Source organism: uncultured Adlercreutzia sp. (genome assembly GCA_910585575.1).
Taxonomy (GTDB): Bacteria; Actinomycetota; Coriobacteriia; order Coriobacteriales; family Eggerthellaceae; genus Adlercreutzia.
This window is the reverse complement of record CAJUFS010000030.1, coordinates 1-22,067: the sequence shown is the minus strand read 5'-3', so window position 1 is coordinate 22,067 and position 22,067 is coordinate 1. Positions and strand designations below refer to the sequence as shown.

The 22,067-nt window shown below is 62.8% G+C and carries 21 protein-coding genes; 1 reads left to right on the top strand and 20 read right to left on the bottom strand.

Annotated elements, in window-relative coordinates; all coding sequences use genetic code 11:
- Window positions 1-333: 333 nt before the first annotated feature.
- From QZ307_RS05680 to dnaG, 13 genes are all read right to left on the bottom strand, one after another.
- Window positions 334-2,007 carry an AMP-binding protein gene (locus QZ307_RS05680; protein WP_295997067.1) on the bottom strand — a complete coding sequence of 558 codons (1,674 nt, stop codon included), beginning with the start codon at window positions 2,005-2,007 and terminating at the stop codon, window positions 334-336.
- A gap of 188 nt (window positions 2,008-2,195) precedes the next feature.
- Window positions 2,196-2,747 carry an XRE family transcriptional regulator gene (locus QZ307_RS05675; RefSeq protein ID WP_295997065.1) on the bottom strand — a complete coding sequence of 184 codons (552 nt, stop codon included), beginning with the start codon at window positions 2,745-2,747 and terminating at the stop codon, window positions 2,196-2,198.
- A 9-nt stretch (window positions 2,748-2,756) separates the two neighbouring features.
- Entirely contained in the window at window positions 2,757-3,293 is a 537-nt protein-coding gene (locus tag QZ307_RS05670; RefSeq protein ID WP_295997062.1) for a 2-oxoacid:acceptor oxidoreductase family protein, read from the bottom strand.
- Window positions 3,293-4,141, bottom strand: coding sequence for a thiamine pyrophosphate-dependent enzyme (locus QZ307_RS05665; RefSeq protein ID WP_295997059.1), 849 nt, complete (start codon window positions 4,139-4,141; stop codon window positions 3,293-3,295). The genes QZ307_RS05670 and QZ307_RS05665 overlap by 1 nt, the downstream gene beginning before the upstream one ends.
- Before the next feature lies 1 nt (window position 4,142).
- Window positions 4,143-5,213 carry a 3-methyl-2-oxobutanoate dehydrogenase subunit VorB gene (locus tag QZ307_RS05660; RefSeq protein WP_275207895.1) on the bottom strand — a complete coding sequence of 357 codons (1,071 nt, stop codon included), beginning with the start codon at window positions 5,211-5,213 and terminating at the stop codon, window positions 4,143-4,145.
- A 4-nt stretch (window positions 5,214-5,217) separates the two neighbouring features.
- Complete coding sequence (locus QZ307_RS05655; protein WP_275207896.1) at window positions 5,218-5,424, bottom strand: 4Fe-4S binding protein; 207 nt, start codon at window positions 5,422-5,424, stop codon at window positions 5,218-5,220.
- 76 nt (window positions 5,425-5,500) lie between these two features.
- Window positions 5,501-6,244, bottom strand: coding sequence for a ParA family protein (locus QZ307_RS05650; protein ID WP_295997055.1), 744 nt, complete (start codon window positions 6,242-6,244; stop codon window positions 5,501-5,503).
- Between the two features lies 1 nt (window position 6,245).
- Window positions 6,246-8,036, bottom strand: a complete 1,791-nt coding sequence (locus tag QZ307_RS05645; protein WP_295997052.1) for an AMP-binding protein — start codon at window positions 8,034-8,036, stop codon at window positions 6,246-6,248.
- 75 nt (window positions 8,037-8,111) lie between these two features.
- On the bottom strand, window positions 8,112-8,696 hold the full coding sequence (locus QZ307_RS05640; RefSeq protein WP_275207900.1) for a cupin domain-containing protein: 585 nt from the start codon (window positions 8,694-8,696) through the stop codon (window positions 8,112-8,114).
- Window positions 8,697-8,906: 210 nt separating this feature from the next.
- On the bottom strand, window positions 8,907-10,733 hold the full coding sequence (locus tag QZ307_RS05635) for a transcription antitermination factor NusB (RefSeq protein ID WP_295997048.1): 1,827 nt from the start codon (window positions 10,731-10,733) through the stop codon (window positions 8,907-8,909).
- Window positions 10,726-11,658 (bottom strand): methionyl-tRNA formyltransferase, encoded by a 933-nt coding sequence (gene fmt / locus QZ307_RS05630; RefSeq protein WP_295997045.1) that lies wholly within the window; start codon window positions 11,656-11,658, stop codon window positions 10,726-10,728. Before fmt ends, QZ307_RS05635 begins: the two co-directional genes overlap by 8 nt.
- A gap of 1 nt (window position 11,659) precedes the next feature.
- Complete coding sequence (gene def / locus QZ307_RS05625; protein ID WP_295997042.1) at window positions 11,660-12,202, bottom strand: peptide deformylase; 543 nt, start codon at window positions 12,200-12,202, stop codon at window positions 11,660-11,662.
- A 101-nt stretch (window positions 12,203-12,303) separates the two neighbouring features.
- Window positions 12,304-14,154, bottom strand: a complete 1,851-nt coding sequence (gene dnaG / locus QZ307_RS05620; RefSeq protein WP_295997038.1) for a DNA primase — start codon at window positions 14,152-14,154, stop codon at window positions 12,304-12,306.
- Window positions 14,155-14,270: 116 nt separating this feature from the next.
- Here dnaG and QZ307_RS05615 point away from each other — a divergent pair, with 116 nt between their 5' ends.
- The gene (locus tag QZ307_RS05615) at window positions 14,271-15,497 is read left to right on the top strand and encodes an HD domain-containing protein (protein WP_295997035.1); all 1,227 of its coding nucleotides are present in this window, start codon (window positions 14,271-14,273) and stop codon (window positions 15,495-15,497) included.
- A gap of 36 nt (window positions 15,498-15,533) precedes the next feature.
- Here QZ307_RS05615 and rnhA read toward each other — a convergent pair whose 3' ends face one another.
- The 7 genes from rnhA to QZ307_RS05580 all read right to left on the bottom strand — a co-directional run.
- On the bottom strand, window positions 15,534-16,013 hold the full coding sequence (gene rnhA / locus QZ307_RS05610; protein ID WP_275207909.1) for a ribonuclease HI: 480 nt from the start codon (window positions 16,011-16,013) through the stop codon (window positions 15,534-15,536).
- Window positions 16,014-16,107: 94 nt separating this feature from the next.
- The gene (locus QZ307_RS05605; RefSeq protein ID WP_295997030.1) at window positions 16,108-17,628 is read right to left on the bottom strand and encodes a helix-turn-helix transcriptional regulator; all 1,521 of its coding nucleotides are present in this window, start codon (window positions 17,626-17,628) and stop codon (window positions 16,108-16,110) included.
- A 101-nt stretch (window positions 17,629-17,729) separates the two neighbouring features.
- Window positions 17,730-18,002, bottom strand: a complete 273-nt coding sequence (tatA, locus tag QZ307_RS05600) for a twin-arginine translocase TatA/TatE family subunit (RefSeq protein WP_295997027.1) — start codon at window positions 18,000-18,002, stop codon at window positions 17,730-17,732.
- Window positions 18,003-18,214: 212 nt separating this feature from the next.
- Window positions 18,215-19,210 carry a ketol-acid reductoisomerase gene (gene ilvC, locus QZ307_RS05595; protein ID WP_275207915.1) on the bottom strand — a complete coding sequence of 332 codons (996 nt, stop codon included), beginning with the start codon at window positions 19,208-19,210 and terminating at the stop codon, window positions 18,215-18,217.
- A 55-nt stretch (window positions 19,211-19,265) separates the two neighbouring features.
- Window positions 19,266-19,748 carry an acetolactate synthase small subunit gene (gene ilvN / locus QZ307_RS05590; protein WP_275207916.1) on the bottom strand — a complete coding sequence of 161 codons (483 nt, stop codon included), beginning with the start codon at window positions 19,746-19,748 and terminating at the stop codon, window positions 19,266-19,268.
- Window positions 19,748-21,778 (bottom strand): biosynthetic-type acetolactate synthase large subunit, encoded by a 2,031-nt coding sequence (ilvB, locus tag QZ307_RS05585; protein ID WP_295997019.1) that lies wholly within the window; start codon window positions 21,776-21,778, stop codon window positions 19,748-19,750. The genes ilvN and ilvB overlap by 1 nt, the downstream gene beginning before the upstream one ends.
- Window positions 21,775-22,067 (bottom strand): dihydroxy-acid dehydratase (locus QZ307_RS05580; protein WP_295997016.1); only part of this gene is annotated, 293 nt, incomplete at its 5' end. The genes ilvB and QZ307_RS05580, both read right to left, overlap by 4 nt.

The following is a 22,067-nucleotide window of genomic DNA, read 5'->3' as shown; positions in this document are numbered from 1 at the left end:
TCCAGCTTGGGACTTCAGACGCCATCGCGCCTCCTTCTTGCGAGGCAGTCGGATCGGCCCTCCCCAGCAGATCCGCCACCAAGGGATTTGCTTGCACGCATAAAAGCCCTTGGATGTGCCTCGAACCTATAATAACTGAATTTCCATAAAAGGTCAGCAGAAACGTCACCCATTAGGGCGATTTTTCCCTTAAATCAGAACCTTGTTCGGCAAACGGTTCTGAGAGGCTTGTATTTAATTGTTCATCCCGGCGCAATTGACATATCGTCGCAAAAAGAATGGACCCCGTCGAAACGGGGCCCATGGGTAACACTCTAGCGCAGAAAATGCGCGTTAGTCCATCACACCGTCGGTTTGACGGATCAGCTTGCGCTTGATTTTACCGCCGATGGTCTTGGGCAGCTCGTCGGTGTACTCGATGATGCGCGGGTACTTATAGGGAGCCGTGGTCTTCTTCACGTGCTCCTGCAGCTCGCGCGTGAGCGCCTCGGTGCCCTCGTAGCCCTTGGCCAGCACCACGGTGGCCTTCACCACTTTGCCTCGGATGGGGTCGGGGGCGGCCGTTACGGCGCACTCGATAACGGCCGGGTGCTCCACCAGGGCGCTCTCCACTTCGAAAGGTCCGATGCGGTAGCCGGAGCACTTGATGACGTCGTCGTCGCGACCCACAAAGAAGCAGTAGCCGTCGGAGTCGCGCCATGCCAGGTCGTGAAGGTTGTAGTACTCCCCTCCCACGGCCTCTTCCGTACGCTCGGGGTTCTTGTAGTAGCCCACGAACAAACCGGGAGGATAGGCCTCCTTCAGGCCGGTAACGCAAATAGCGCCCTCTTCGCCGTCCTCCACCTCGCGACCATCGTCGTCGAGCAGCTTCACGTTGAGCAGCGGCGACGGCTTGCCCATGGATCCGGGGCGCGGCTCGAGCCACGGGAAGGTGGCCAGCAGCACCGGGCCCTCCGTCTGGCCGAAGCCCTCGCGGATCTTCTTGCCCGTCAGGCGCTCCCACTGAATGGTCACCTCGGCGTTCAGCGGCTCGCCGGCCGTGGCGAAGTTCTTCACGCTGGACAGATCGTAGGACTCTACGTCCTCCTGGAGCATGAAGCGGTACATGGTGGGCGGCGCGCAGAACGTGGAGAGCTGGTAGTCCTGGATCTTCTGCAGCAGCTTCGTGGGCACGAATTTATCCATGTCGTAGGCGAAGATGGTGGCGCCGGAAATCCACTGTCCGTAGATCTTGCCCCAGCCGAACTTAGCCCAACCGGAATCGGTGACGGTCATATGCAGCTCGTTCTCGCGCACCTGCTGCCAGTACCTGGCCGTGATGATATGTCCCAGCGGATGGGCGAAGTTGTGCTCCACCGCCTTGGGGTTACCTGTGGTGCCGCTGGTGAAGTACATGAGCATGATGTCCTTCGAGGTGACGCCGGCCTCGCCCGTGGGACGCTCGAAGGTGTCGGGGAACCCGGCGATGAGTTGGTCGAAATCGATCCAGCCCTCGCGGGAGCCGTCCACAATGAACTTCGCCAAAATGGAGGGGCACTCGGGCATGGCCTGCTCTACTTGGCTGCACACGTAGTCGTCGTTCACGGCCACAATAGCCTTCACATCGGCACTGTTCACGCGATAGGCCACGTCCTTCTTCGTCAGCTGCAGCGACGCCGGAATGATGGTGGCACCCAGCTTGCACAGGGCCACGGCGCACACCCAGTACTCCCAGCGACGGCGCAGGATGCACATGACCACGTCGCCTTTGCCGATGCCTAGATCGGCGAAGGCGTTGGCGGCCTGGTTGGACAGCTTCTTGATGTCGGTGAAGGTGAAAACGCGCTCTTCGCCGGCGTCGTTGCACCACAGCAGGGCGCGCTTATCGGGCTCTACCTCGGCCCACTCGTCTACCACGTCGAAGCCGAAGTTGAAGGCCTCCGGCACTTCGATCTTGAAGTTCTCCGCAAAGTCCTCGTAGGAGTCGAATTCGATCCTGGGGCAGTACTTCTTCAAAACGTGATCCATGATGCTCTCTTTGTCTTCCTTGCTTGTCCGCGCCGTGCCACCGGGTATTCCAATTCGCTCAGACAGTCCTCGCTTTGTGAAAATGTCCACTGGACATTTTCAGTCGCTGCGGAACTCGCTCGGTTGAAACACCCGGTGTCACGGCGCTGCTCTTACAACTGTGAAAGATTCCCTTGGCTGGGAGAGTTTTACTCCGCGATAATCGTGATGAACTTACAGGTTTCGGTACCGTTGCAGCGCTGGCCGTGGGGGTACTCGGGGTTGAAGTAGATGCTGTCACCGGCGTTCAGCTCGATGTCGCGATCGCCGAAGGTGAGGATCATCGATCCTTCCAGCACGTAGTTGAACTCTTGGCCGCGATGCTCCACCAGTTCGGCCGCATCCTCGCCGGGCTCCAGAATGACCAGCAAGGGCTGCATGATCTTGTGGGAGTAGCGGCTGGCCATGTCCTCGTAGTGGTAGCCGGGATAGCGCTCCACCTCTTCGGTTTCACCGCGACGCACCACGTGGTAGGTGTTGAGCTTCGGCGCGGTGCCGGTGAGCACCTCGGCCAGGTCCACGTTGAACTTCGTAGCCATGTGATACACCGCCGATATGGGGATGTCGATGCCGGTCTCCTCCCAGGAGCGATAGGTGTCGATATCGACGCCCAGCTCCTCGGCCATGGTGTGGCGCGACACATCGCAGGCCTCGCGGAGGCCCTGGATGCGCATGCCCAGCTCTTGCAGATTCTCTTCCATGATGGCTCCTTAGGCGTTGAGGCCGATTTCGATGGCGGTACGGTTCTGCTCCAGCTTCTCGGGCTTCGAGGCGGGCACCACCTTGGCGATGGCGGCATCGAGGGACGCGCGCTCGCAGAACTGGGTTTCCTTCCACAGCTTGCCGATGAGCACAATGTTGGAGAGGCCCTTGAGACCCTGCTCCTCGCAAAGCTTCGTGGCCGGGATGCCGATGACGTTCACGCCCTCGCGCTCCGACACCTTGGGCACCATGGCGGTGTCGACAATGACCGTGCCACCTTCCACCACCGTGTCGAGGAACTTGTCGAAGGAGGGCTGGTTCAAGGCAATAAGCGCATTGGGATGCAGCACGAGCGGGCTGCCGATGGGCTCGCTGGACAGCGTGACCGAGCAGTTGGCCGTGCCGCCGCGCATCTCGGGGCCGTAGGAGGGCATCCAGGACACCTCGCGATCCTCGGCCAATCCCGCCATGGCGATAACTTTGCCGGCGAACAGCGACCCTTGGCCGCCGAAGCCGGCCACGACACATTGCAGATCGTTGCTCATTAGTTCTCCCCCTTCTTCTCGGGATGGGCGATGGGGCAGTCGGCGTTGCGGGCCGCAGCCGCCTCGGCGGCGTTGGCGAAGCCGTCGGCCACCACGTCGCGGTACACGCCGAGCGGATAGTACGGCAGCATGTTCTCGCGCATCCACTCAAAGGCGCCCTGCGGGGTCATGCCCCAGTTGGTGGGGCAGGTGGATACCACTTCGATGAAGGAGTAGCCCACGCCGTCGATCTGGTTCTGGAACGCCTTCTTGATGGCCTTCTTCGCCTTGCGCACGTTCTTCGGCGTATCCACCGTAACGCGCTCGATGTAGGCCGGGCCGTCCAGGGAGCTGAGCAGCTCACACACACGGATGGGGTTGCCCGCCGTGGTCACGTCGCGGCCGTAGGGGCTCGTCTGCGTCACCTGGTTCGGCAGCGAGGTGGGGGCCATCTGGCCGCCGGTCATGCCGTAGATGGCGTTGTTGATGAAGATGACGGTGATGTTCTCACCGCGGGTGGCGGCGTGAATGGTCTCGGCCATGCCGATGGAGGCCAAATCGCCGTCGCCCTGATAGGAGAAGACCACCTTGTTCGACTGTACGCGCTTGACGGCGGTGGCTACCGCGGGGGCACGGCCGTGGGCCGCCTCGATCATGTCGCAGCCGAAGAAGTCGTAGGAGATAACGGCGCAGCCAACAGGTGCCACGCCGATAGTGTCGCCCTCGATGCCCAGCTCGTCCATGACCTCGCACATCGTGCGCTCCACAATGCCGTGGGGGCAGCCCGGGCAGAAGTTCGTCACCACGGGCAAAAGGGACTTGGGGCGCTCGTAAACGACCTTGAGCTCCTTCTCGGTTGTCTCGGCCATGCTACTCACCTACTTTCTCGTTGAGGGCCACCAGGGCGGAAAGCACCTCGTCGGGGGTGGGAATGACGCCGCCGGTGCGGCCGAAGAACTCGACGGGGCGGCGACCGGACACCACCAGCTGCACGTCCTCGATCATCTGGCCCATGTTCATCTCCACGTCCAGATAGGCCTTGGCCTGGGGCACCGTGGCCTCAAGGGCATCCACGGGGAACGGCCACAGCGTGATAGGACGGAACAGGCCAGCCTTGATGCCCTGGGCGCGCGCGGCGTTCACGGCGCTGCGGGCCACACGGGCCGAGGCGCCGAAGGCGGTCACCACAATGTCGGCATCGTCGATCAGGTAGGTTTCGGCCTCCTGCTCGTTGGCGCGAATGGTGTCGTAGCGCTGATAGCGCTCGATGTTGAGGTCTTCCAGGTCCTCGGCCGTCAGGTACAGCGAGTTCACCACGTTATGGGCGCGCTTATGGCCGTGACCGGTAGTGGCCCAGGGCTTCTCGGGCAAGTCCTCCAAGGCCCGGGCCTCGGGGAGCACCACGGGCTCCATCATCTGGCCGAGCAAGCCGTCGGCCAGGATCATAACGGGCACGCGGTACTTGTCCGCCGTGTCGAAGGCCTTGTAGGCGTAGTCGGCCATCTCCTGCACCGTGGAGGGGGCGTAGACCACAATGTGGAAGTCGCCGTGGCCGGTGGCCTTCGTGGCCTGCCAGTAATCGGACTGCGAGGGCTGGATGGAACCCAGACCCGGGCCGCCGCGCTCCACGTTGATGATGACGCCCGGCAGATCGGCGCCGGCCATATAGGAGATGCCCTCGCTCTTCAGCGAAATGCCCGGCGAAGAGGACGAGGTGAGTACGCGGGCACCCGCGGCCGAGGCGCCGTAGACCATGTTGATGGCCGCCACCTCAGACTCGGCCTGCAGATACACGCCGCCCACTTTGGGCATGTTCTTCGACATATAAGCGGCCACCTCGGTCTGCGGGGTGATGGGATATCCGAAGAAGCAGCGGCAACCAGCGCGCATGGCCGCCTCGGCCATGGCCTCGTTGCCCTTCATGAGTACTTTCTCAGCCATGTCCCTACCTTTCCACGGTGATGGCCACATCGGGGCACATGACGGCGCAGGTTGCGCAGCCGGTGCATTTTTCCTGATCGATGCAATGGGCCGGGTGATAGCCCTTGGCCGTGATGACGTCGGGGTCCAGCTCAAGAATATGAACCGGGCACACCTCGACGCACAGGCCGCAGCCCTTGCAGAAGAAGTCGTCAACGGTTAGTCGCGCCATAGGAACCTCTTTCGCTCGTGCGTTTCTGCGCTCCGTCGCTCTCCCACGGCGAAGCGTCCTATTGCTTTCAGCCCTTTTATCCCCAGGGCGTGGAAACAAGTACCTGTACAGGATAGCTTTCGGGAATACACTCAAGCGGCGTTGACCCGTCGTTTTCCTGCTGAATGGCCGATTCGGGCACCGTAGTGCAACGAAGGGGCCGGCCTGTGACCCGGGCTGTGGTCTGGGCAAAGGGGACACATTCTGCAATGTGTCCCAAAGTGGTCTCTCCCTGCAAATGGGAGTTGTTGACAATGCCCGTAGCCGTCAGATGGCTTTTCGCCTCGATTTCGGCGAGAATGGCCGCGGCCTCTTCCGGGGTGCCGGTGAGGTTGCGATAGCCGTTCACCACGTACCACACCTCATGGGGGCCCTCCTGGATGGCAGGGGCGAAGCGCGCCAACGCCGTAGCCCCCACATCGTCGCCGCCGGCGTCGATGATGACCACGGGTCGCCGACCCTCTCCACCGGTACGTGCTTCGTGGTAGGCGCGATTGATGGCGGGGATAACCGCGCCCGTCAGCGACGGCACATCCAACGACGTGCCCGCTCGGGCAAAAACCGGCGCGATGAGGGTCACACCGTGCTCTTCCAGAAGCGTCCGGTACTCGCTGGAGCGGAAGTAGGGATTCACCACATCAAGATCGGCCAAGGTGACCGCCGCGCCCGCTGCCGCCGCATCAAGGGCCAGGTTGAGGCAGAAGTTGGTCTTCCCCACCCCGTAGTGGCCCACCACCACGGTAACGGGCGCCAAGCTTTCCAGCAATGCGGCCTTGTCCACGCTAGATCAGCCCCTCGGGGGTTTTCTTGGAGGCGTGGTGCGTCTGGTCTTGCTCGCGAATGGCGGCACGACGGATCTTGCCGTTCACAGTGCGGGGCAGATCGTCCACGTACTCGATAATGCGCGGGTACTTGTAGGGGGCCGTCTGGCGCTTCACCCATTTCTGCAGCTCCTGGGTCAGGGCGTCGCTGCCCTGCCAGCCGTCGGCTAGCACCACCGTGGCCTTCACGGCAAACCCGCGCACCGGATCGGGCACGCCGGTAACGGCCACTTCGCGCACGGCGTCGTGCTCGAGCATGACCGATTCGATCTCGAAGGGACCGATGCGATAGCCGCTCGACTTGATCACGTCGTCGTTGCGGCCCACGTACCAGTAGTTGCCCTCCTCGTCGCGCCAAGCGGTGTCGCCGGTGTGGTACCAGCCGTCGTGCATGGCCTCGGCGGTCTTCTCCGCGTTGCGGTAGTACTCCATCATGATGCCCGCTGGGTGCGGATCAATGTTGATGCAGATCTCCCCCGTCTCGCCCGTGTCGCACTCCGTGCCGTCCTCGCGCAGGATGCGCATGTCGTAGAGCGGCACGGGCTTGCCCATGGAACCGGGGCGCGGGGTGGAATTGGTCAAGTTGCCCACGGTCAGCGGCGTTTCCGTCTGACCGAAGCCCTCGTAGATGGTAAGGCCCGTGTGCTCGCGCCAGAAATCGAACAGATCGGGGTTGAGCGCCTCGCCGGCCGTGGTGCAGTACTCCAGGCTGGACAGGTCGAACTCGTCGACGTTCACCTCGGTCATCATGCGGTACATGGTGGGCGGGCAGCACAGGGTGGTCACGCCATAGCGGCCGATGAGGCCCAGGATGTCGGCCGGGTCATAGCGGTCGAAGTCGTAGGTGAGCACCGCGGCCTCCATGAGCCACTGCCCGAAGAACTTTCCCCACACGGCCTTGCCCCAACCGGTGTCGGCAATGGTGAAGTGCAGGCCGTCGGGGCGCACGTTGTGCCAATGCTTCGCCGTGATGAGGTGCGCGAGCGCATAGCCGGAATTGTGCAGCACCATCTTGGGATTACCCGAGGTGCCGCTGGAAAAGTACATGAGCATAGGATCGGCCGCCGCCGTCTCGCGACGGGCAAAGTCGGCGCTGGCCGCGCGGACCTCGGTATTGAAGTCGCGCCAGCCTTCGCGAGCCACGGGTGCGGCGCAGATGCCCTCCGGGCCCGACAGCGCAGGGCCTGCCGGTTCGTCGGCGGGCAAAAGCCACGTGCCATCGGCATCCTGGGGCGTGAGTCCAGCACCCGCCGGGTTCACCAGGATGAGCGTTTCCACACTGGGGCACTCGTCCACCACGGCGTCCACCGTGGCAGCAATGTCTCCTGCGGAAGTGGCGATAACAGCCTTGATATCGGCGCCCTGCAGGCGGTAGGTAAGATCGTGCTCCTTCAGCATGAAGGTAGCCGGCACGGCCACAGCACCCAGCTTCTGGAGCGCCAACATGACGAACCAGAACTGATAATGGCGACGCAAGATGACCATGACGTAGTCGCCGCGGCCGATGCCGCAGTCGGCCAAGAAGTTCGCCGTCTTGTCCGACCAGGTTTTCATATCGGCGAAGGTGAAGACGTGCTCTTCCCCCTCCGGGTTGCACCACACCATGGCGCGGCGCCCGGGGTCGTTCATGGCAATATCGTCGACCACGTCGTAGGCGAAGTTGAAGTCGGCTGGGGTTTCGATGTCGAATTGAGTGAGCTGGCCTTCCTCGTTGAAGGCCTCGGTAACATAGCGTTCGTTGATATGGCGCATAGTAATTCCTTGCATGAAGTCAGAGGGCGAATGGGATTATCGGTTGCGGCGACGTCGGGGCGTTCCCGGCGGCGCCTAGATAATCTTCTCGTCCTGGGGCTTCATGACAATGGCAAGGAACACGCAGGGCTCGCCGCCTGTGGCCACCATGCCGTGGCCACGGCCCGAGTCGTACATGACCAGGTCGCCCGGCTCGAGGATTTCCTCGTGGTCCTCGTAGGCAAAGCGCATCTTGCCCGAGATGATAAAGTCAAGCTCTTGGCCCTCGTGGCGGGACAGATGCACCGGCACGTCCTGCTCCTCCTCCAGGTAAGGTGCGGTGACCACGAAGGGCTCGGCCAGCTTGTGGCGGAAGTGCGGCGCCTTGTGCAGGTATTCAAAGCCAGCGCGGCGCTTGATGGACAGGCCCTGATCCGCACGGGTAAGCGAATAGCCTGTCAAGTGAGGATTCTCGCCTGTGAGCAGCTCGATCACGTCGACGCCGAACTTATCGGCGCATTTGTACAGGAAGGTAAAGGAGAGATCCTCCTCGCCCGACTCCTGGGCGGCATACTCGGCGGCGGAACGACCGGTAGCCTCGGCCATCTCCTGCAAGGTGAGGTCCATATCCTCTCGCAGCGCGCGAATACGCCCCGCCACCTCTTTGATATTCGGCTCCACGATTGCGACCTCCTTTTCCTTGAGACAGTTTTCGGTATCGCAGTATTGTACTGACATCCTGTTCATCTGCGTTTCAAAACGGTTAATACATCGGGGAAGCGCCCATAGTTTTTCCTGCGCGCCCTCTATCGGATTATCCGAAACGCCGAGATTTCCCGTTTTCCTCGCTCCAGGAAAGAGAAAACGGCCCGAAGGCCGTTTTCGCAGTGCTTATTCTGCTTTGCGCCGCATCCGCGCTAAGAAATGCGCATCGGAGCTGCCGGGCTCCAGCATGGTGGAGAAGAAAGGCGCTTCGACACCAAGCTCGGGATTGTCGTAAGGAACCACTTCGAAGGCCGCCCCGACCTCGCCGGCCAGGAAACGCTCCACCACCTCAGCGTTTTCCCGCTGAGTGATGGTGCAGGTGGCATAGGCCAAAAGACCGCCGGGGGCCACATGGGCCGCCGCTGCCGCAAGCAGACGTTCGTCGAGGGCCGCCTGCTCCTCGATGGCCTCGGCGGACAAGCGCCAGCGAATTTCGGGATGGCGGCGCAGGGTGCCCAGACCCGAGCAGGGGCTGTCTACGAACACGGTGTCGAAGGCGCGCTCGCCCACCAAGACATCGAGATCGGTGGCGTCACCGGTGAGCGCATCGGCTACGTTGATGCCGTACTGCTCGCAGCGCTCGCGCAGAAGCTTGGTTTTGAAGGCGTGGTTGTCCACGGTCACGTAGTCGTCGATCTGGCTGCCGAACCGACGCACGGCGCAGCTTTGGTCGAGAATGGTCTTCGTGGCGCGCCCGGCACCGATCTCCAGGAAGGTGGCAGGTTTCTCGCCCTCCAGCACCAGGTTCGCGATAGCCTGGGACGTGGCGTCGGAAACAAGGATAAGGCCCTGATTGAACATGCGACGCACACGGCCGTCGTGAAGCACCACGCCGGAGCAAAGACGGTAGCAGCCGGGCACGGGACGGCCCGCCACGGTCACAGCCTCAGGCTCGCCATGGGCCGCCGCCAACACCGACACCACCTCGGCCTCGTCGGCCTTGGCGGCGTTGATGGCCACGAACACCGGCGCCGGTTCGTTGGAGGCCTTCATGAAGGCCAAGGCGTTTTGGGGTCCGAGCTCCTTGAGCAGGCGCTCGGCGAGCCACTGGGGGAAGCCGTGCAAGCGGGCATAGGCCGCCAGGTCCTTGCGCGGGTCACCGAAGGGGAAGGCGTCCTTGGCGCGCACCACACGGCGGAGCACCGCATTGGCCAGGCCACTGGCGCGGGGCGCCACCGAGCGCACCAGCTCGACGCCCTGGTCCACGGCGGCATGAGGGCTCTTGTCCAAGAAGATGATCTCGTACACCGAAAGGTCAAGGGCATCGCGCACGGCCGGCGAGACATCGTCGGGAGAATCCATGCAGGAATCGAGGATCTCATCGAGGGTGCCGCGCATGCTGACCACGCCGAGCACTAAGCGCGTGGCGAAGGCACGGTCCTCACGGGAAAGCTTCGAGGTGTCGATGGTCTTCGCAATAATATCCTGGGCGAAGGCGTCGCGCTCTCGCAGCTGGTGAATGGCCGACAGGGCCAGTTCACGGGCCGAAGTGGCATGCTTGCCCGAACCCTTGCGCTTCTGCACTGCTTGGGCGCCATCGGCGTAGGGCGCGCGCGGGGCGCGGGGCCCATCGCTTTCGCGACGAGGCTTGAAATCGTCACGATGCCCAGACGGGCGAGGCTTGAACCCCTCAGCGCGGTCCTCCCGAGACTTAAAGCCCTCGCGGCGATCACCCTGGGACTTGAAGCTATCGGGCTTACCATCACGGGGCTTATACCCGCCGGGCTTGCCATCGCGCTTGCGGAAATCCGGCTTATCGCCTTTGCCGTCGTCATCGCGACGGAACTTGCCAGCACCGGGTTTGCCGCCAGGCTTGCCGTCTCGACGGTCGAAGCGACGATCACCGCGGGGCTTGCCCCCTTGAGAGGGGCGGCCACCCTGAGCAAGGCGATCGCCTTGGGACGCGCGGTCGTAGGAGCGACGCTGGTTGTGAGCTCGATGATCGTTACGCATGGTGCCATGCTCCTTCTGCCCCGCGCAAAACCGGCACGCCGGCGGCAAAGGCCTTGGCCTCCATGGCACGCTTGCCATCGGGCTTTACTTCCAATACTTCCAATACACCCTGGGCGCAGCCCAGGTAGAGCTTCTTCGCCATGAATTGGGCCTGGCCAGGCGCTACAACAACCTCAGCGGGCGCCAGGCAGGCTGCCAGAACGGTGACGGGGCGCTCGCCGATAATGCAGCGGGCCGGATGGGCCTCACTGGACGCGCGCACGCGCCGTTCGTTGACGGCTGCAGATTCCTGAGGGTCGAGGTCCAGCTCGCCCTTGGCGATTTTCTCCGCATAGGTAACGCGGCTCTCGTCCTGGCTAACCCAGGCTGCATGACCGGCCTCCACCTGGGACAGAGCCACCAGCAGAGCCTGGGCTCCCAGATCAGCCAGCTCCACCGTGAGGCCAGCGGCCGTCTGACCAGCGGCGGGAATGGCGCGGCGCACGCAATAGTCGCCGGTGTCGAGCCCCTCCTCCATGGCCATGATGCACACGCCCACCTCTTCATCGCCCGCCAGCAGGGCGCGCTCGATAGGGGCCGCCCCGCGCCAGCGCGGCAGCAATGAGCCGTGAACATTCAAGCAGCCGTACGGCGGAATATCGAGTACTTCCTTGGGAAGAATGGCGCCGTAAGCGGCCACGCAAATGGCTTCGGGATGCAGAGCCGCCAGATCGGCCTGCACCTGAGAGTCACGCAGGGTGCGCGGCGTGCGCACTTCGATGCCATGCTTCTGGGCCACTTCCTTCACCGGCGAGGGCACGAGCGTTTTGCCGCGGCCGCGCACCGCGTCGGGGCGCGTATAGACCGCCACGACCTCGTGATGGGGAATAAGCTGCTCCAGGATGTCGGCGGCGAAGGCAGGCGTGCCCATGAAGACGATGCGCACCCTACTTCACCTCGAAATCGGTGTCGCCGGGGCGGGCGCCAGCCGCGCGGGCCTCCTCGTAGAGGCGCAGGGCCTCGATGCGAGTGGCGGCATCGCAGCTTTCGAAGAGCGTCTTGCCGTTCAGGTGATCAATCTCGTGCTGCAGGCAGCGGCCCAACAGGCCGTCGCCCTCGATCTCCCACAGCTCGCCGTCCAAGTCGTAGTACTGCACGCGGGCCCAAGGCTGACGCTCAATAGGCACGTTCACGCCGGGGCAGGACAGGCAGCCCTCACTGCCGATTTCCGGCTCGCCGGCCAGCTCGACGATTTCGGGGTTCACCAGCACGATGGGGTTCTTCTCCCCCTTCTCGCCGTCCCAATCGACATCGATGACAATGAGGCGCTTCGTGACGCCCACCTGGGGCGCCGCAATGCCGCAGCCGTAGTTTTTATACATAGCGTGTTCCATTTGCTTGGCCAGGCGCTTGAGCGACTTGTCGGACAAGTCGCAAGGCTCGCAGACCGTGGCCAAAATGGGATCGGGGGAAATGACAATGGGCAGCACCGTGGTTCCTAACTCTTATGGGATGCGCAAAGGCGCGAACAGGTTGTTAACCTGTTCATTGTGGGCAAAGGCGAAAGGCTTGTCCAGATACGCCGCGAAATCTACGGAAGGGAGCGATGGGCCTGACGGCGAGCGGCCAGGTCTTTCTGCAGCGCCGTGGCCGTCTCGTGGAGCAGCATGGCCTCGTCGGCATCGAGGCTCTCGTCGGAAAGCTGGGCCACCAAATCGGCCACGGCCTCCTCGGCATCGCCCAAAGCCAGTTCCTCGGCAAGAAAGTCCCCCAGTTCCTCGGGGTCTTTCTTCTCGTCGAACGACCGTGCCATGAATACCGCAGTGGCCTGCGGTGCACGATCGGCCACGCGGCTTACCAGCGAGGCACTATCCAGGCCCGGGTTGTCCTCCCAAGCCTCCAGCATGGCCTCGGCCACAAGGCGGTGAACCTCCTCGTGCCATTGCACCTGAGCCAAACCATCAGCATGGGCCAAGCCCACCGCCGGATGATGGGCCACGAGGCTTAGAAAGGCACGCTCGAAGGAAAGACGGTTGCGCTCGGCCCGGGTCAGGGCGCGGCGTGGGCGTTGCGGCGCAACGGGGGCCGGAGGCTCCTCGTCGACGCGCTCAACCGCACGCGGGGGCTCGAGGCGCGCCAAAGCGGCCAGCACGTCTTCCTCGCGCTGGCGCAAACGCCCAGCCAATTGGATGGCATAATCCTTGGCAAGCATCGACTGCTTGATGGGTGCCAGCACCTCCAGGCAGGCCGCCAAGGCGCGGGTGCGCCCCTCGGCCGTGCTGAGGTCATGGGCCGCCATGCGACGATCAATGCCGTACTTGATGAGCGGCTTCGCGTCATCGAGCAGCGCCCGCAGTGCATCGGCACCCCGGGCCTCGACGAATTCCGCTGGGTCCAAATTGTCGGGCAGCGTGACGGCCACCAGTTCGACACGGGTGCGTCCCGCCTCGGGGGTCATAGAGTCGTCGATGAAGCTGAGGGCGCGATCGGCCGCGCGCTGGCCGGCGGCATCGCCGTCGAAGAGGTACACGATACGCTTCGATGCATGGCGCGACAAAAGGCGGATATGCTTCATGGTCAGCGAGGTGCCGAGCGTGGCCACGGCGTTGGTGATGCCGTGCTCGTGCAAAGCGATAACGTCCGTGTAGCCTTCCACCACCACGGCATCGCCCGTGGCGGCCATGGCGGCTTTCGCCTTATCAAGTCCGTAGAGCACCTGCGACTTGTGGAACAAGGGGGTTTCCTGGGAGTTGAGGTACTTCGGTTCGCCTTGGCCAATCACGCGGCCGCCGAAGGCAATGCACTCCCCCTGCACGTCGTTGATGGGGAACATGACGCGGTTGAAGAAGCGGTCGCGCAGGCGTCCGTCACGGCCGGTGAGCGCCACGTTGGCCGCCACGAGCTCGTCGCCCTTGAAGCCCAAACCCGAGAGATGGCGCACCAGGGTTCCATGGCCCGGAGCGAAGCCCAGATTCCAGTCCTTCGGTACCGCGCCGCCGAAACCACGGCCGGCCAAGTAGGCGCGCGCCGCATCGGGCTCGGCGCCTTTGCCGCGCATGAGCTGGGTATGGTAGAACTCGGCCGTGCGCGCGCAGATCTCCTTCAAGCGCGCCTTGCGGCTGGCCGGCACCGAAGGGCGCCCCGAGGCCTCCACAATGTCGATATGGGCACGCTCGGCGAGGCGCCGCACCGCTTCGGGGAACGTGAGGTCCTCGCTTTTCTGGATGTAGCTGAAGACGTCGCCGCCCTCGCCGCAGCCGAAGCAATGCCAGCGCTGCAGGGCCGGATCGATTTTGCACGAGGGGGTTTTCTCCTGGTGAAAGGGACAGCAGCACCAGAAATCGCGCCCCTTCTGCTTGACGGGCACGCGCTCCCCCATGATGGCTACCAAATCGCTGGCTTCTCGAACTTTCTGGATATCCTCATCGCTGATGCTGGCCACTGATGCTCCTGATTCTTCCGTGCTCATTTTTTGGGAGAGTATATCACCTTGCGGGCAAACGGATGTTCCGCAGTTACAATGGCGGCAAACAACAGATGGCGAAAGCGAGCGTATCCATGAGCAAAGACACTACCTCTTATCTTTCCCTTGATCCCGAAATCGAAGCGGCTATTCGCGCCGACCGGGCCGCCGGGCGCGAAACCCCCGCGCGCTTCCGCGACGAGGATGTTGTGCGGCGCGAGGACTTCAAGCACGACGAGGCCACCTTGACGCGCCCGGCCTTCGTGCGCGATATCGAGAAAGTGTTGAACATTCCCGCCTACAATCGCTACACCGACAAGACCCAGGTGTTCTCTTTCGCGGAAAACGACGAGATCTCCCGCCGCGGCCTGCACGTACAGCTGGTAAGCCGCGTAGCCCGGGGCATTGGCAGCCTACTGGGGCTCAACTGCGACCTGATCGAGGCTATTGCCCTGGGGCACGATGTGGGGCACACCCCCTTCGGCCATGCCGGCGAGCGCTTCCTCTCGGCTTGTTACCACCGTCGCACCGGCCGCTACTTCAACCACAACGTGCATTCCGTGCGCGTGCTAGACGACCTGTACCGGCGCAACGTGTCATTGCAAACCCTAGACGGCGTGCTCTGCCACAACGGCGAGTTCGCCCAGCAGCGCCTGGTACGCGGCACCTGCGGTTCCTTCCAGGAGCTGGACGCCCTGGTGGAGGCCTGCAACGCCGATGAGCTGACCATCAAGACCCTACGCCCCAGCACTTTGGAAGGTTGCGTAGTACGCGTGAGCGACATGATTGCCTACCTGGGGAAAGACCGTCAGGACGCCCTGGCCATGGGCGTCATTGACTCGCTCGACGTGTTCGATACCAACGTCATCGGCACCACGAACGCGAAGATCATCAACAACCTGACCGTGGACATCGTCAACAACTCCTACGGTACGGGCGAAATTGCCATGAGCGAGGCGGTGTTCGCCGACCTCAAGCGGGCGAAGAAGCAGAACTACGAGATCATCTACTTGAAAGAGGGCATGGTCGACGAAACTGAGAACCTGGTAGAAGAGATGTTCGAGGAGATGTACGCCCAGCTGCTCAGCGACGTGGTCACCGATCGCCGCGAAAGCCCCATCTTCCAGCATCATCTGAAGCGGCTCTGCGTCGCTTCGCGCTCCATTAAGCCCGAAGAATACCTGGCCCAAGACCCGAACCAAATTGTGGTGGACTACATGGCCTCCATGACCGACAGCTACTTTATGGCCATCTATGCGCACCTGTTCCCCGAAAGCCCGCGCCGCATCCAAACCCGCGGCTACTGCGCCGACTTGGCCTGACGGAGCGTTTGCTGCCCGGGGGCGTCACAACTTAGCTTAGCCGCGGAATCCTTCGTCTTGCCGGTGGCAGGCAGGGTTGTCGGCGGCTGTGGTGGCCAGCTCGTCGCAGCGCTCGTTCTCGGGGTGGCCCGCATGGCCCTTCACCCACACAAAGGTAACCTGATGGGGCTCTTTGGCGGCCAGAAGTCGCTTCCAGAGGTCCACGTTCTTCACCGGCTGCTTCTGGGCGTTCTTCCAGCCGCGCTTGAGCCAGCCCGCCACCCAGTTCTGGTTGAAGGCGTTGACCAGGTACTGCGAGTCTGAGTACACGGTAACCGAGCAGGGGCGCTTGAGCGCCTCCAGCCCCACAATGCAGCCGAGCAGTTCCATGCGGTTGTTGGTGGTGCAGGAAAACCCCTCGGAGAACTCCTTTTCGTGCACGGTGCCCGACGGGGCGGTATAGCGCAGAATGGTGCCGTAACCGCCAGGCCCCGGGTTGCCGCGGGAAGAGCCGTCAGAAAAGAGGGTAACGTCCATGGTGCCTTCCTTGGTTGGGGCCGAGCAACTTGCCTGAGAAACAAGGCCGGCGTCTGAAAACTCGCTGAATGAAAACCCGGTCTGTGCCGCCATGTTAGGACAGCTCCGCTTCCACACGCTCGCTGAGGTCGATGAGCTCTTGACGGGTGTGCACATCGCATTTGGCGTAGATGCGGCGCAGATGAGTGTCCACGGTGTTCTTCGAGATGAAGAACTCGCTAGCGATACGCTCGGCCGTGCGGCCGCGCAAGGCCAGGGGCAGTATCTCGCGCTCGCGCTTCGAGAGCTTCGCCTGGGCAGCAATGCGCTCGCATACCTCGTCGAAGCGATCGGTTTGCGCCACCACCACCGACAAGGCCGCCATGTCGCGGTCGGTGAAGAGGAAGAGGTAGGTGTACATGACCGCGACGCCGGCTACGGCCACGAGGGCGGCTGTCACGTCGAAGGTGCCCGGCAGAGCCGCAATGACGCCGCCAATAACCACACCGCCGATCTCGCCGGCAAAAAGCGCCGCGAACCCGCGCGAGAAAGACCGCACCGTATCGCGCCCGGCAAGGCGTCCCATGATAAGGAACAAGGAGATGAGCACCGAGAAAATACCCAGGTAGCCGGCAAGCACCACAGCCACGCCGGAGACGCCCACGCTTTCCAGCAGGGGCACGGCAATAAAACCGCCTACCATAAGCAAGAGAGCCAAGCGGTAGGCGCCCCCCAGGGGGCCGACTTCTTGGTCGGGAGCCGTGGGCAGCACCGCGCGCACTCCGGGCCCCAAGGGCTTGCCGCCGTACAGCTGCAGCGCCGCCGCGCAGTAGAGGACAAACAGCACGAAGGTGACGGAAAGCGCCGTATAGGCAGACTGCTGGGCGCTGGCGCTCAGGGCCTCCACCGCGCCCGTAGCCAATCCGTAGACCGCTGTGCCTCCGATAATGCGCCCGGTAAGCTTGGTGGCCTCGTCGGATTCCGAAGCCCGATTTGCAGACTCTCCCTCGGTATGCGCGGGAGTCATACGAGTATCTTCTTCTGCCCGCTGAGCTTCTTCCGCCGAATCTCCCGATGTCCGCTGGAGGCAGCGAAGCGCCCAAGCGCTTCCCAAGGGAAGAATGTAAAGTGCCACATAGGCCTGGGCAAAGGGGATAGCCACGACGAAAAAGCACACGGCAGCGCCGAGCGCGCTGCCAATGAACACCTCGGGGACCGATTGGTCGATGGAGGCCTCCCCCAGGACGCGTCCCCACAGGCAGAGCAGCAGTGCCAAGGGAATTCCGGCGAGCAGGCCCTCCAGCACGGCGAACAGCAGCCAGGAAGCGCCGGGCAGCGCCCAGCGCAGACCTACCAGTACGAAAAGCGCTCCCACCAGCGGGATACCGAGGGTGCGCACGAGCCACTGGGCGGCGCCCATAAGACGCGCGCGGGCGCCCTCTTGCAGCATAAGCACAAACGTAGCCACCATGGCCACCAGGACGCAGAGCAAATCGGCGCGGTCAAGGAAGAAGCCGTGCTGGCCGCCCTCGTTGAAAGTGCCCAGATACAGCATAGTGAAGAGGAAGGCCTGATTGCAGCCGAAGCCCACCATGGCCAAGCGCGCTTGACGCACGCGCGGTAACGTAGTGGCCACAGTCCTCCCCTTTCGTTTCAGTTAACCTGCTCATTCTAGCGCAAACGAAAAGGGAGCCCGTGGCGGGCTCCCTCATTCATCGATTATCTGTGAGCAGACGGCTACTCGGCCTTCTTCTTCACAACCTTCTTCACGGTCTTCGTGGTGGCCTCGCCGGCACCGGCGTAGGCAACCTCGGGCTCGTCCTCAACAATCTCGACGACTTCCTCGACCTCTTCGTCCTTGTCCTTATCGAAGGACATGCCCTCGCGCAGGCTCTTCACGGTCTTGCCGAGAGAAGCGCCGAGTTTGGGAAGGTTCTTCGGCCCGAAGATGAGCAGCACGACAACGAGAATGATAACGAGCTCGGGAACACCCAGTCCAAGAATCTTCATGAGTAATGTCTCCTTCTTTGGTCGGACCCGGCGTGGTTGCATCCCCTCGGCCGCGTCCCTTGTGTTTGCGTTTCGACGCTGCCCATCATGCCCCCTCGCACCCTTTCTGCCTATCACGCAGACCCGTGATTTTGTCACGCAGCAAGAAAAAATCCCTGTCACACCTTTGCGTGACAGGGATAAGTTTTACCTGATCAACTTGTAAGTATTGCTTACTCGTGAATCCAGCTAAACATGCCGCGAATTTTCTCGCCGGTCTTTTCGATCTCGTGATCGTTGATGGCCTCGCGCTGCTCGACAAGCCACTTGTGGCCGTTTTTGCAGTCGGCCACGAACTCCTCGGCAAAGGAGCCATCCTGGATGCGAGCCAGAATCTCGCGCATAGCCTCGCGGCTCTGCTCGTTGATGACCTTGGGGCCGGCGTAGTACTCGCCATACTCGGCCGTGTTGGAGATGGAGTAGTTCATGAAGTGGATACCGCTCTCGTACATGAGGTCCACGATCATCTTCATCTCGTGGTAGCACTCGAAGTAGGCGAGCTCCGGCGGGTAGCCCGCCTCAACCAGCGTCTCAAAGCCGGCCTTCACCAGCTCCACCAGGCCGCCGCAGAGCACGGCCTGCTCGCCGAAGAGGTCCTCTTCGGTTTCCTCCTTGAAGGTGGCCTTGATGATGCCGGAGCGGGCGCCGCCAACACCCCAGGCATAGCTCATGGCGATATCCCAGGCGTCGCCCGTGGCGTCCTGCTGCACGCAAATGAGATCCGGCACGCCGGAGCCCTCGGTGTACTGGCGGCGCACGATATGGCCGGGGCCCTTCGGGGCGCACATGATGACGTTCACGTCCTCGGGCGGCGTGATGTAACCGTAATGAATGTTGAAGCCGTGGGCGAAGGCCAAGGTGTCGCCGGCCTTCAGATGCGGGGCGATATAGGTCTCGTAGATCTCAGGTTGCAGCTCATCGGGCACGAGGATCATGATGAGATCGGCTTCCTCGGCGGCCGTGGCCATGTCGACCACCTTGAGTCCGGCCTCTTCGGCGGCCTCAATGGACTTGGAGCCTTCGCGCAGACCGACGCGCACGTCGCAGCCGGAATCCTTCAGGTTGAGCGCGTGGGCATGGCCCTGGGAGCCATAGCCGATGACGGCAATCTTCTTGTCCTTGATGATCTCCGGGTTGCAATCCTCTTCGTAGTAAATTGTGACAGCCATGGGTTTCCTTTCTTTTCGGTCGGCTGGCTTTTATGTAATCGGGGTCTCCGTTGTTTTAATCGCGGCTTGCGCGGGACAGGGCCACTTTGCCGGTGCGGACAATTTCTTTGATGCCGTAGGCGCGGAAGAGGTCTTCCAGGCCCTTGAGCTTCGCGTCATCGCCCGTGGCCTCGACAGTGAGGGTGTTGCGCCCCACATCGACGATCTTCGCGCGGAAGATGTTGGCGATCTCGATGATCTCGCTGCGGCGCTCGGGGGCGGCGTTCACCTTGAACAGCGCCAGCTCGCGCTCGATGGAGGCCTCGTCGGTCAGGTCGGTAATCTTGTGCACCGAAATGAGCTTGTGCAGCTGCTTGGTGATCTGCTCGTAGCCCAAGTCGTCGGCGATGACAATGGCGGTCAGGCGCGACATGGTGGGATCCTCCGTGGGACCCACGGACAGCGACTCGATGTTGAAGCCGCGGCGCGAAATAAGGCCCGTAACGCGAGAGAGCACGCCGGGCTTGTTTTCCACGAGAACGGACAGCACGTGCTTCATTAGTTGCCTCCCTTCTTATCGGCGCCTTCACGGAAGAGCGTCTTCCATTCGGAAGGAGGCACGTCCACCGTCGAACCCTCCTGGCCCAGACGCGCCCCGGTGTCCTCGGGGTCGATCTCCCAGCGGCCGCCGAACTGTGCATCGATCTTCGCGCAGGGCGAAGAGGCGGGGGCAGCAGGCTCCATGGGGGTAGCCGCGCGCACGCCGGCGCTGGCCGGCATATCGGTGCGCACCGCGCCCACGGCCACGTCGATGGCGCCCATGATGTTGTTCAGGGCTGCGCCCGGCGCCACCATGGGATAGACGTTTTGATCGCGGGAAATGGCCACGTCCAACAAGTAGGGGCCTTCGGCGGCCAGCATGCGGGCAATGGCGTTGGGCACCTCTTCGGCGCGCTCGACGCGCTCGCCCTCCCAACCGTAGGCTTCTGCCAGCTTCACGAAATCGGGCACAGGCTCCAGCAGCGTCTCCGAGAAGCGCTTGTCGTAGAAGAGCTTCTGCCATTGATGCACCATGCCCAGGCACCGATTGTCCATGATCATGACCTTCACCGGCACCTGATTGATAGCTGCGGTGGCCATTTCCTGGGAGTTCATCTGGAACGAACCGTCGCCGGCCACGCACACCACGGTTTTATCGGGATTGGCGATGGCTGCGCCGATGGCCGCGGGAAAGCCGAAACCCATGGTTCCCAAACCGCCGGACGACAAGAACGAGCGAGGCGTCTCGCGGGGCAGGAACTGATGGGCCCACATTTGATGTTGGCCCACTTCCGTGGTGACTACCGAGGCGGCCGGGTCCAACTGACGGCCCAGCTCTGAGATGACAATCTCGGGCACTACCTCGTCGTCGGCCTCTCGCACGTTGGGGTGGTAGAACGGATAGCGCTCGCGCCAAGCATTGATATCGTCAATCCATTGGTCATCGCGAGGCTTGGCACCGTCCTTGTCCAACTGCTCGAGCATAGCCGCCAAAACACCCTTGAGATCGCCCACAATGGGCACGTCGGCGTCGCGAATCTTGCCGATTTCCGCCGGGTCGATGTCGATATGCACCACTTTCGCGTTCTGCGCGAATTCCGAGACGCGGCCGGTCACGCGATCGGAGAAGCGGGCGCCGGCGGCAATGATCAGATCGGCCTCGGTCATGGCCATATTCGAGTACTTCGCCCCGTGCATGCCCACCGGCCCCAAGTTCAAAGGATGGCTCGCCGGCACGCCGCCCTTGCCCATGAGGGTGACCACGGCCGGAATCTGCATACGGTCCATCAGCGCCACCAGCTCTTCGGAGGCACCGGAGCTGATGATGCCGCCGCCCACGTACAGCAGCGGCTGATCGGCCTCTTCCAGCAAGCGGCAGGCAGCGCGCACCTGCTTGGCGTTGCCGCGGTAGGTGGGCTTATAGGAAGGCAGGTTCACCTCATCGGGGTACTCGAACACCATTTCGGCACCGGCCAGATCGGAGGGAATGTCGATGAGCACGGGCCCGGGACGTCCCGTGCTGGCAATGTGGAAGGCCTCGCGAATGGTGCGCGTCAGCTCGTCGGTGGACTGCAGCAGGTAGGAATGCTTCACCACCGGCATGGTGATGCCCACGATATCGGACTCCTGGAACGAATCGGTGCCAATGACCCCGCGACCCACCTGGCCCGTGATGACCACCAGGGGCACCGAGTCCATATAGGCCGTGGCGATACCGGTCACCGTGTTCGTGGCGCCCGGGCCCGAGGTGACAATAACCACACCGGGCTTGCCCGTGGAACGGGCGTAGCCGTCGGCCATGTGCACCGCGCCTTGTTCATGGCGCGCCAGAATATGGTGCAGCTGATCGGAGTCGTACAGGGCATCGTAGAGCTTGATGGCCTGCCCGCCCGGATAGCCGAACACCGTATCGACGCCTTCGGCCTCCAGCGAGGCGATGACCGCCTCGGCGCCCAGCATGGTCTTTCCCTGTTTGGGCGTTTTCGAGCCCAGGCCGCGCGGAGCGCCCTCGGTGGCCGCGTTGCGCCTTGCCGTCGTTGTCTCACTCATAGAATCAACGCTCCCTTATCGGCCGATGAAACCAGTTTCTCGTACTTCGCCAGCACGCCGAATTCGTGCTTGGGGGCCGGCATCTGCCAGGCGCCCCGGCGCCGCTCCAACTCTTCGTCGCCCACATTGAGGGTGAGCGCGCCTCCCTCGATGTCCACGGTCAGCGAATCGCCTTCCTCAATGAGGGCAATGGGGCCGCCGGCTGCCGCCTCCGGGCTCACGTGACCCACCGCCGGGCCCTTAGTGGCGCCGGAGAAGCGCCAGTCGGTGATGAGGGCCACCGAGGTGG

Coding starts and splice junctions, on each gene's coding strand:
- QZ307_RS05645 (WP_295997052.1), bottom strand. CDS start 8,036: ATGCGCCATATCAACGAACGCTATGTTACCGAGGCCTTCAACGAGGAA.
- QZ307_RS05665 (WP_295997059.1), bottom strand. CDS start 4,141: ATGGCCGAGACAACCGAGAAGGAGCTCAAGGTCGTTTACGAGCGCCCC.
- ilvB (WP_295997019.1), bottom strand. CDS start 21,778: ATGAGTGAGACAACGACGGCAAGGCGCAACGCGGCCACCGAGGGCGCT.
- QZ307_RS05660 (WP_275207895.1), bottom strand. CDS start 5,213: ATGGCTGAGAAAGTACTCATGAAGGGCAACGAGGCCATGGCCGAGGCG.
- QZ307_RS05675 (WP_295997065.1), bottom strand. CDS start 2,747: ATGGAAGAGAATCTGCAAGAGCTGGGCATGCGCATCCAGGGCCTCCGC.
- ilvC (WP_275207915.1), bottom strand. CDS start 19,210: ATGGCTGTCACAATTTACTACGAAGAGGATTGCAACCCGGAGATCATC.
- ilvN (WP_275207916.1), bottom strand. CDS start 19,748: ATGAAGCACGTGCTGTCCGTTCTCGTGGAAAACAAGCCCGGCGTGCTC.
- QZ307_RS05655 (WP_275207896.1), bottom strand. CDS start 5,424: ATGGCGCGACTAACCGTTGACGACTTCTTCTGCAAGGGCTGCGGCCTG.
- rnhA (WP_275207909.1), bottom strand. CDS start 16,013: ATGGACGTTACCCTCTTTTCTGACGGCTCTTCCCGCGGCAACCCGGGG.
- tatA (WP_295997027.1), bottom strand. CDS start 18,002: ATGAAGATTCTTGGACTGGGTGTTCCCGAGCTCGTTATCATTCTCGTT.
- QZ307_RS05670 (WP_295997062.1), bottom strand. CDS start 3,293: ATGAGCAACGATCTGCAATGTGTCGTGGCCGGCTTCGGCGGCCAAGGG.
- QZ307_RS05635 (WP_295997048.1), bottom strand. CDS start 10,733: ATGCGTAACGATCATCGAGCTCACAACCAGCGTCGCTCCTACGACCGC.
- QZ307_RS05680 (WP_295997067.1), bottom strand. CDS start 2,007: ATGGATCACGTTTTGAAGAAGTACTGCCCCAGGATCGAATTCGACTCC.
- QZ307_RS05615 (WP_295997035.1), top strand. CDS start 14,271: ATGAGCAAAGACACTACCTCTTATCTTTCCCTTGATCCCGAAATCGAA.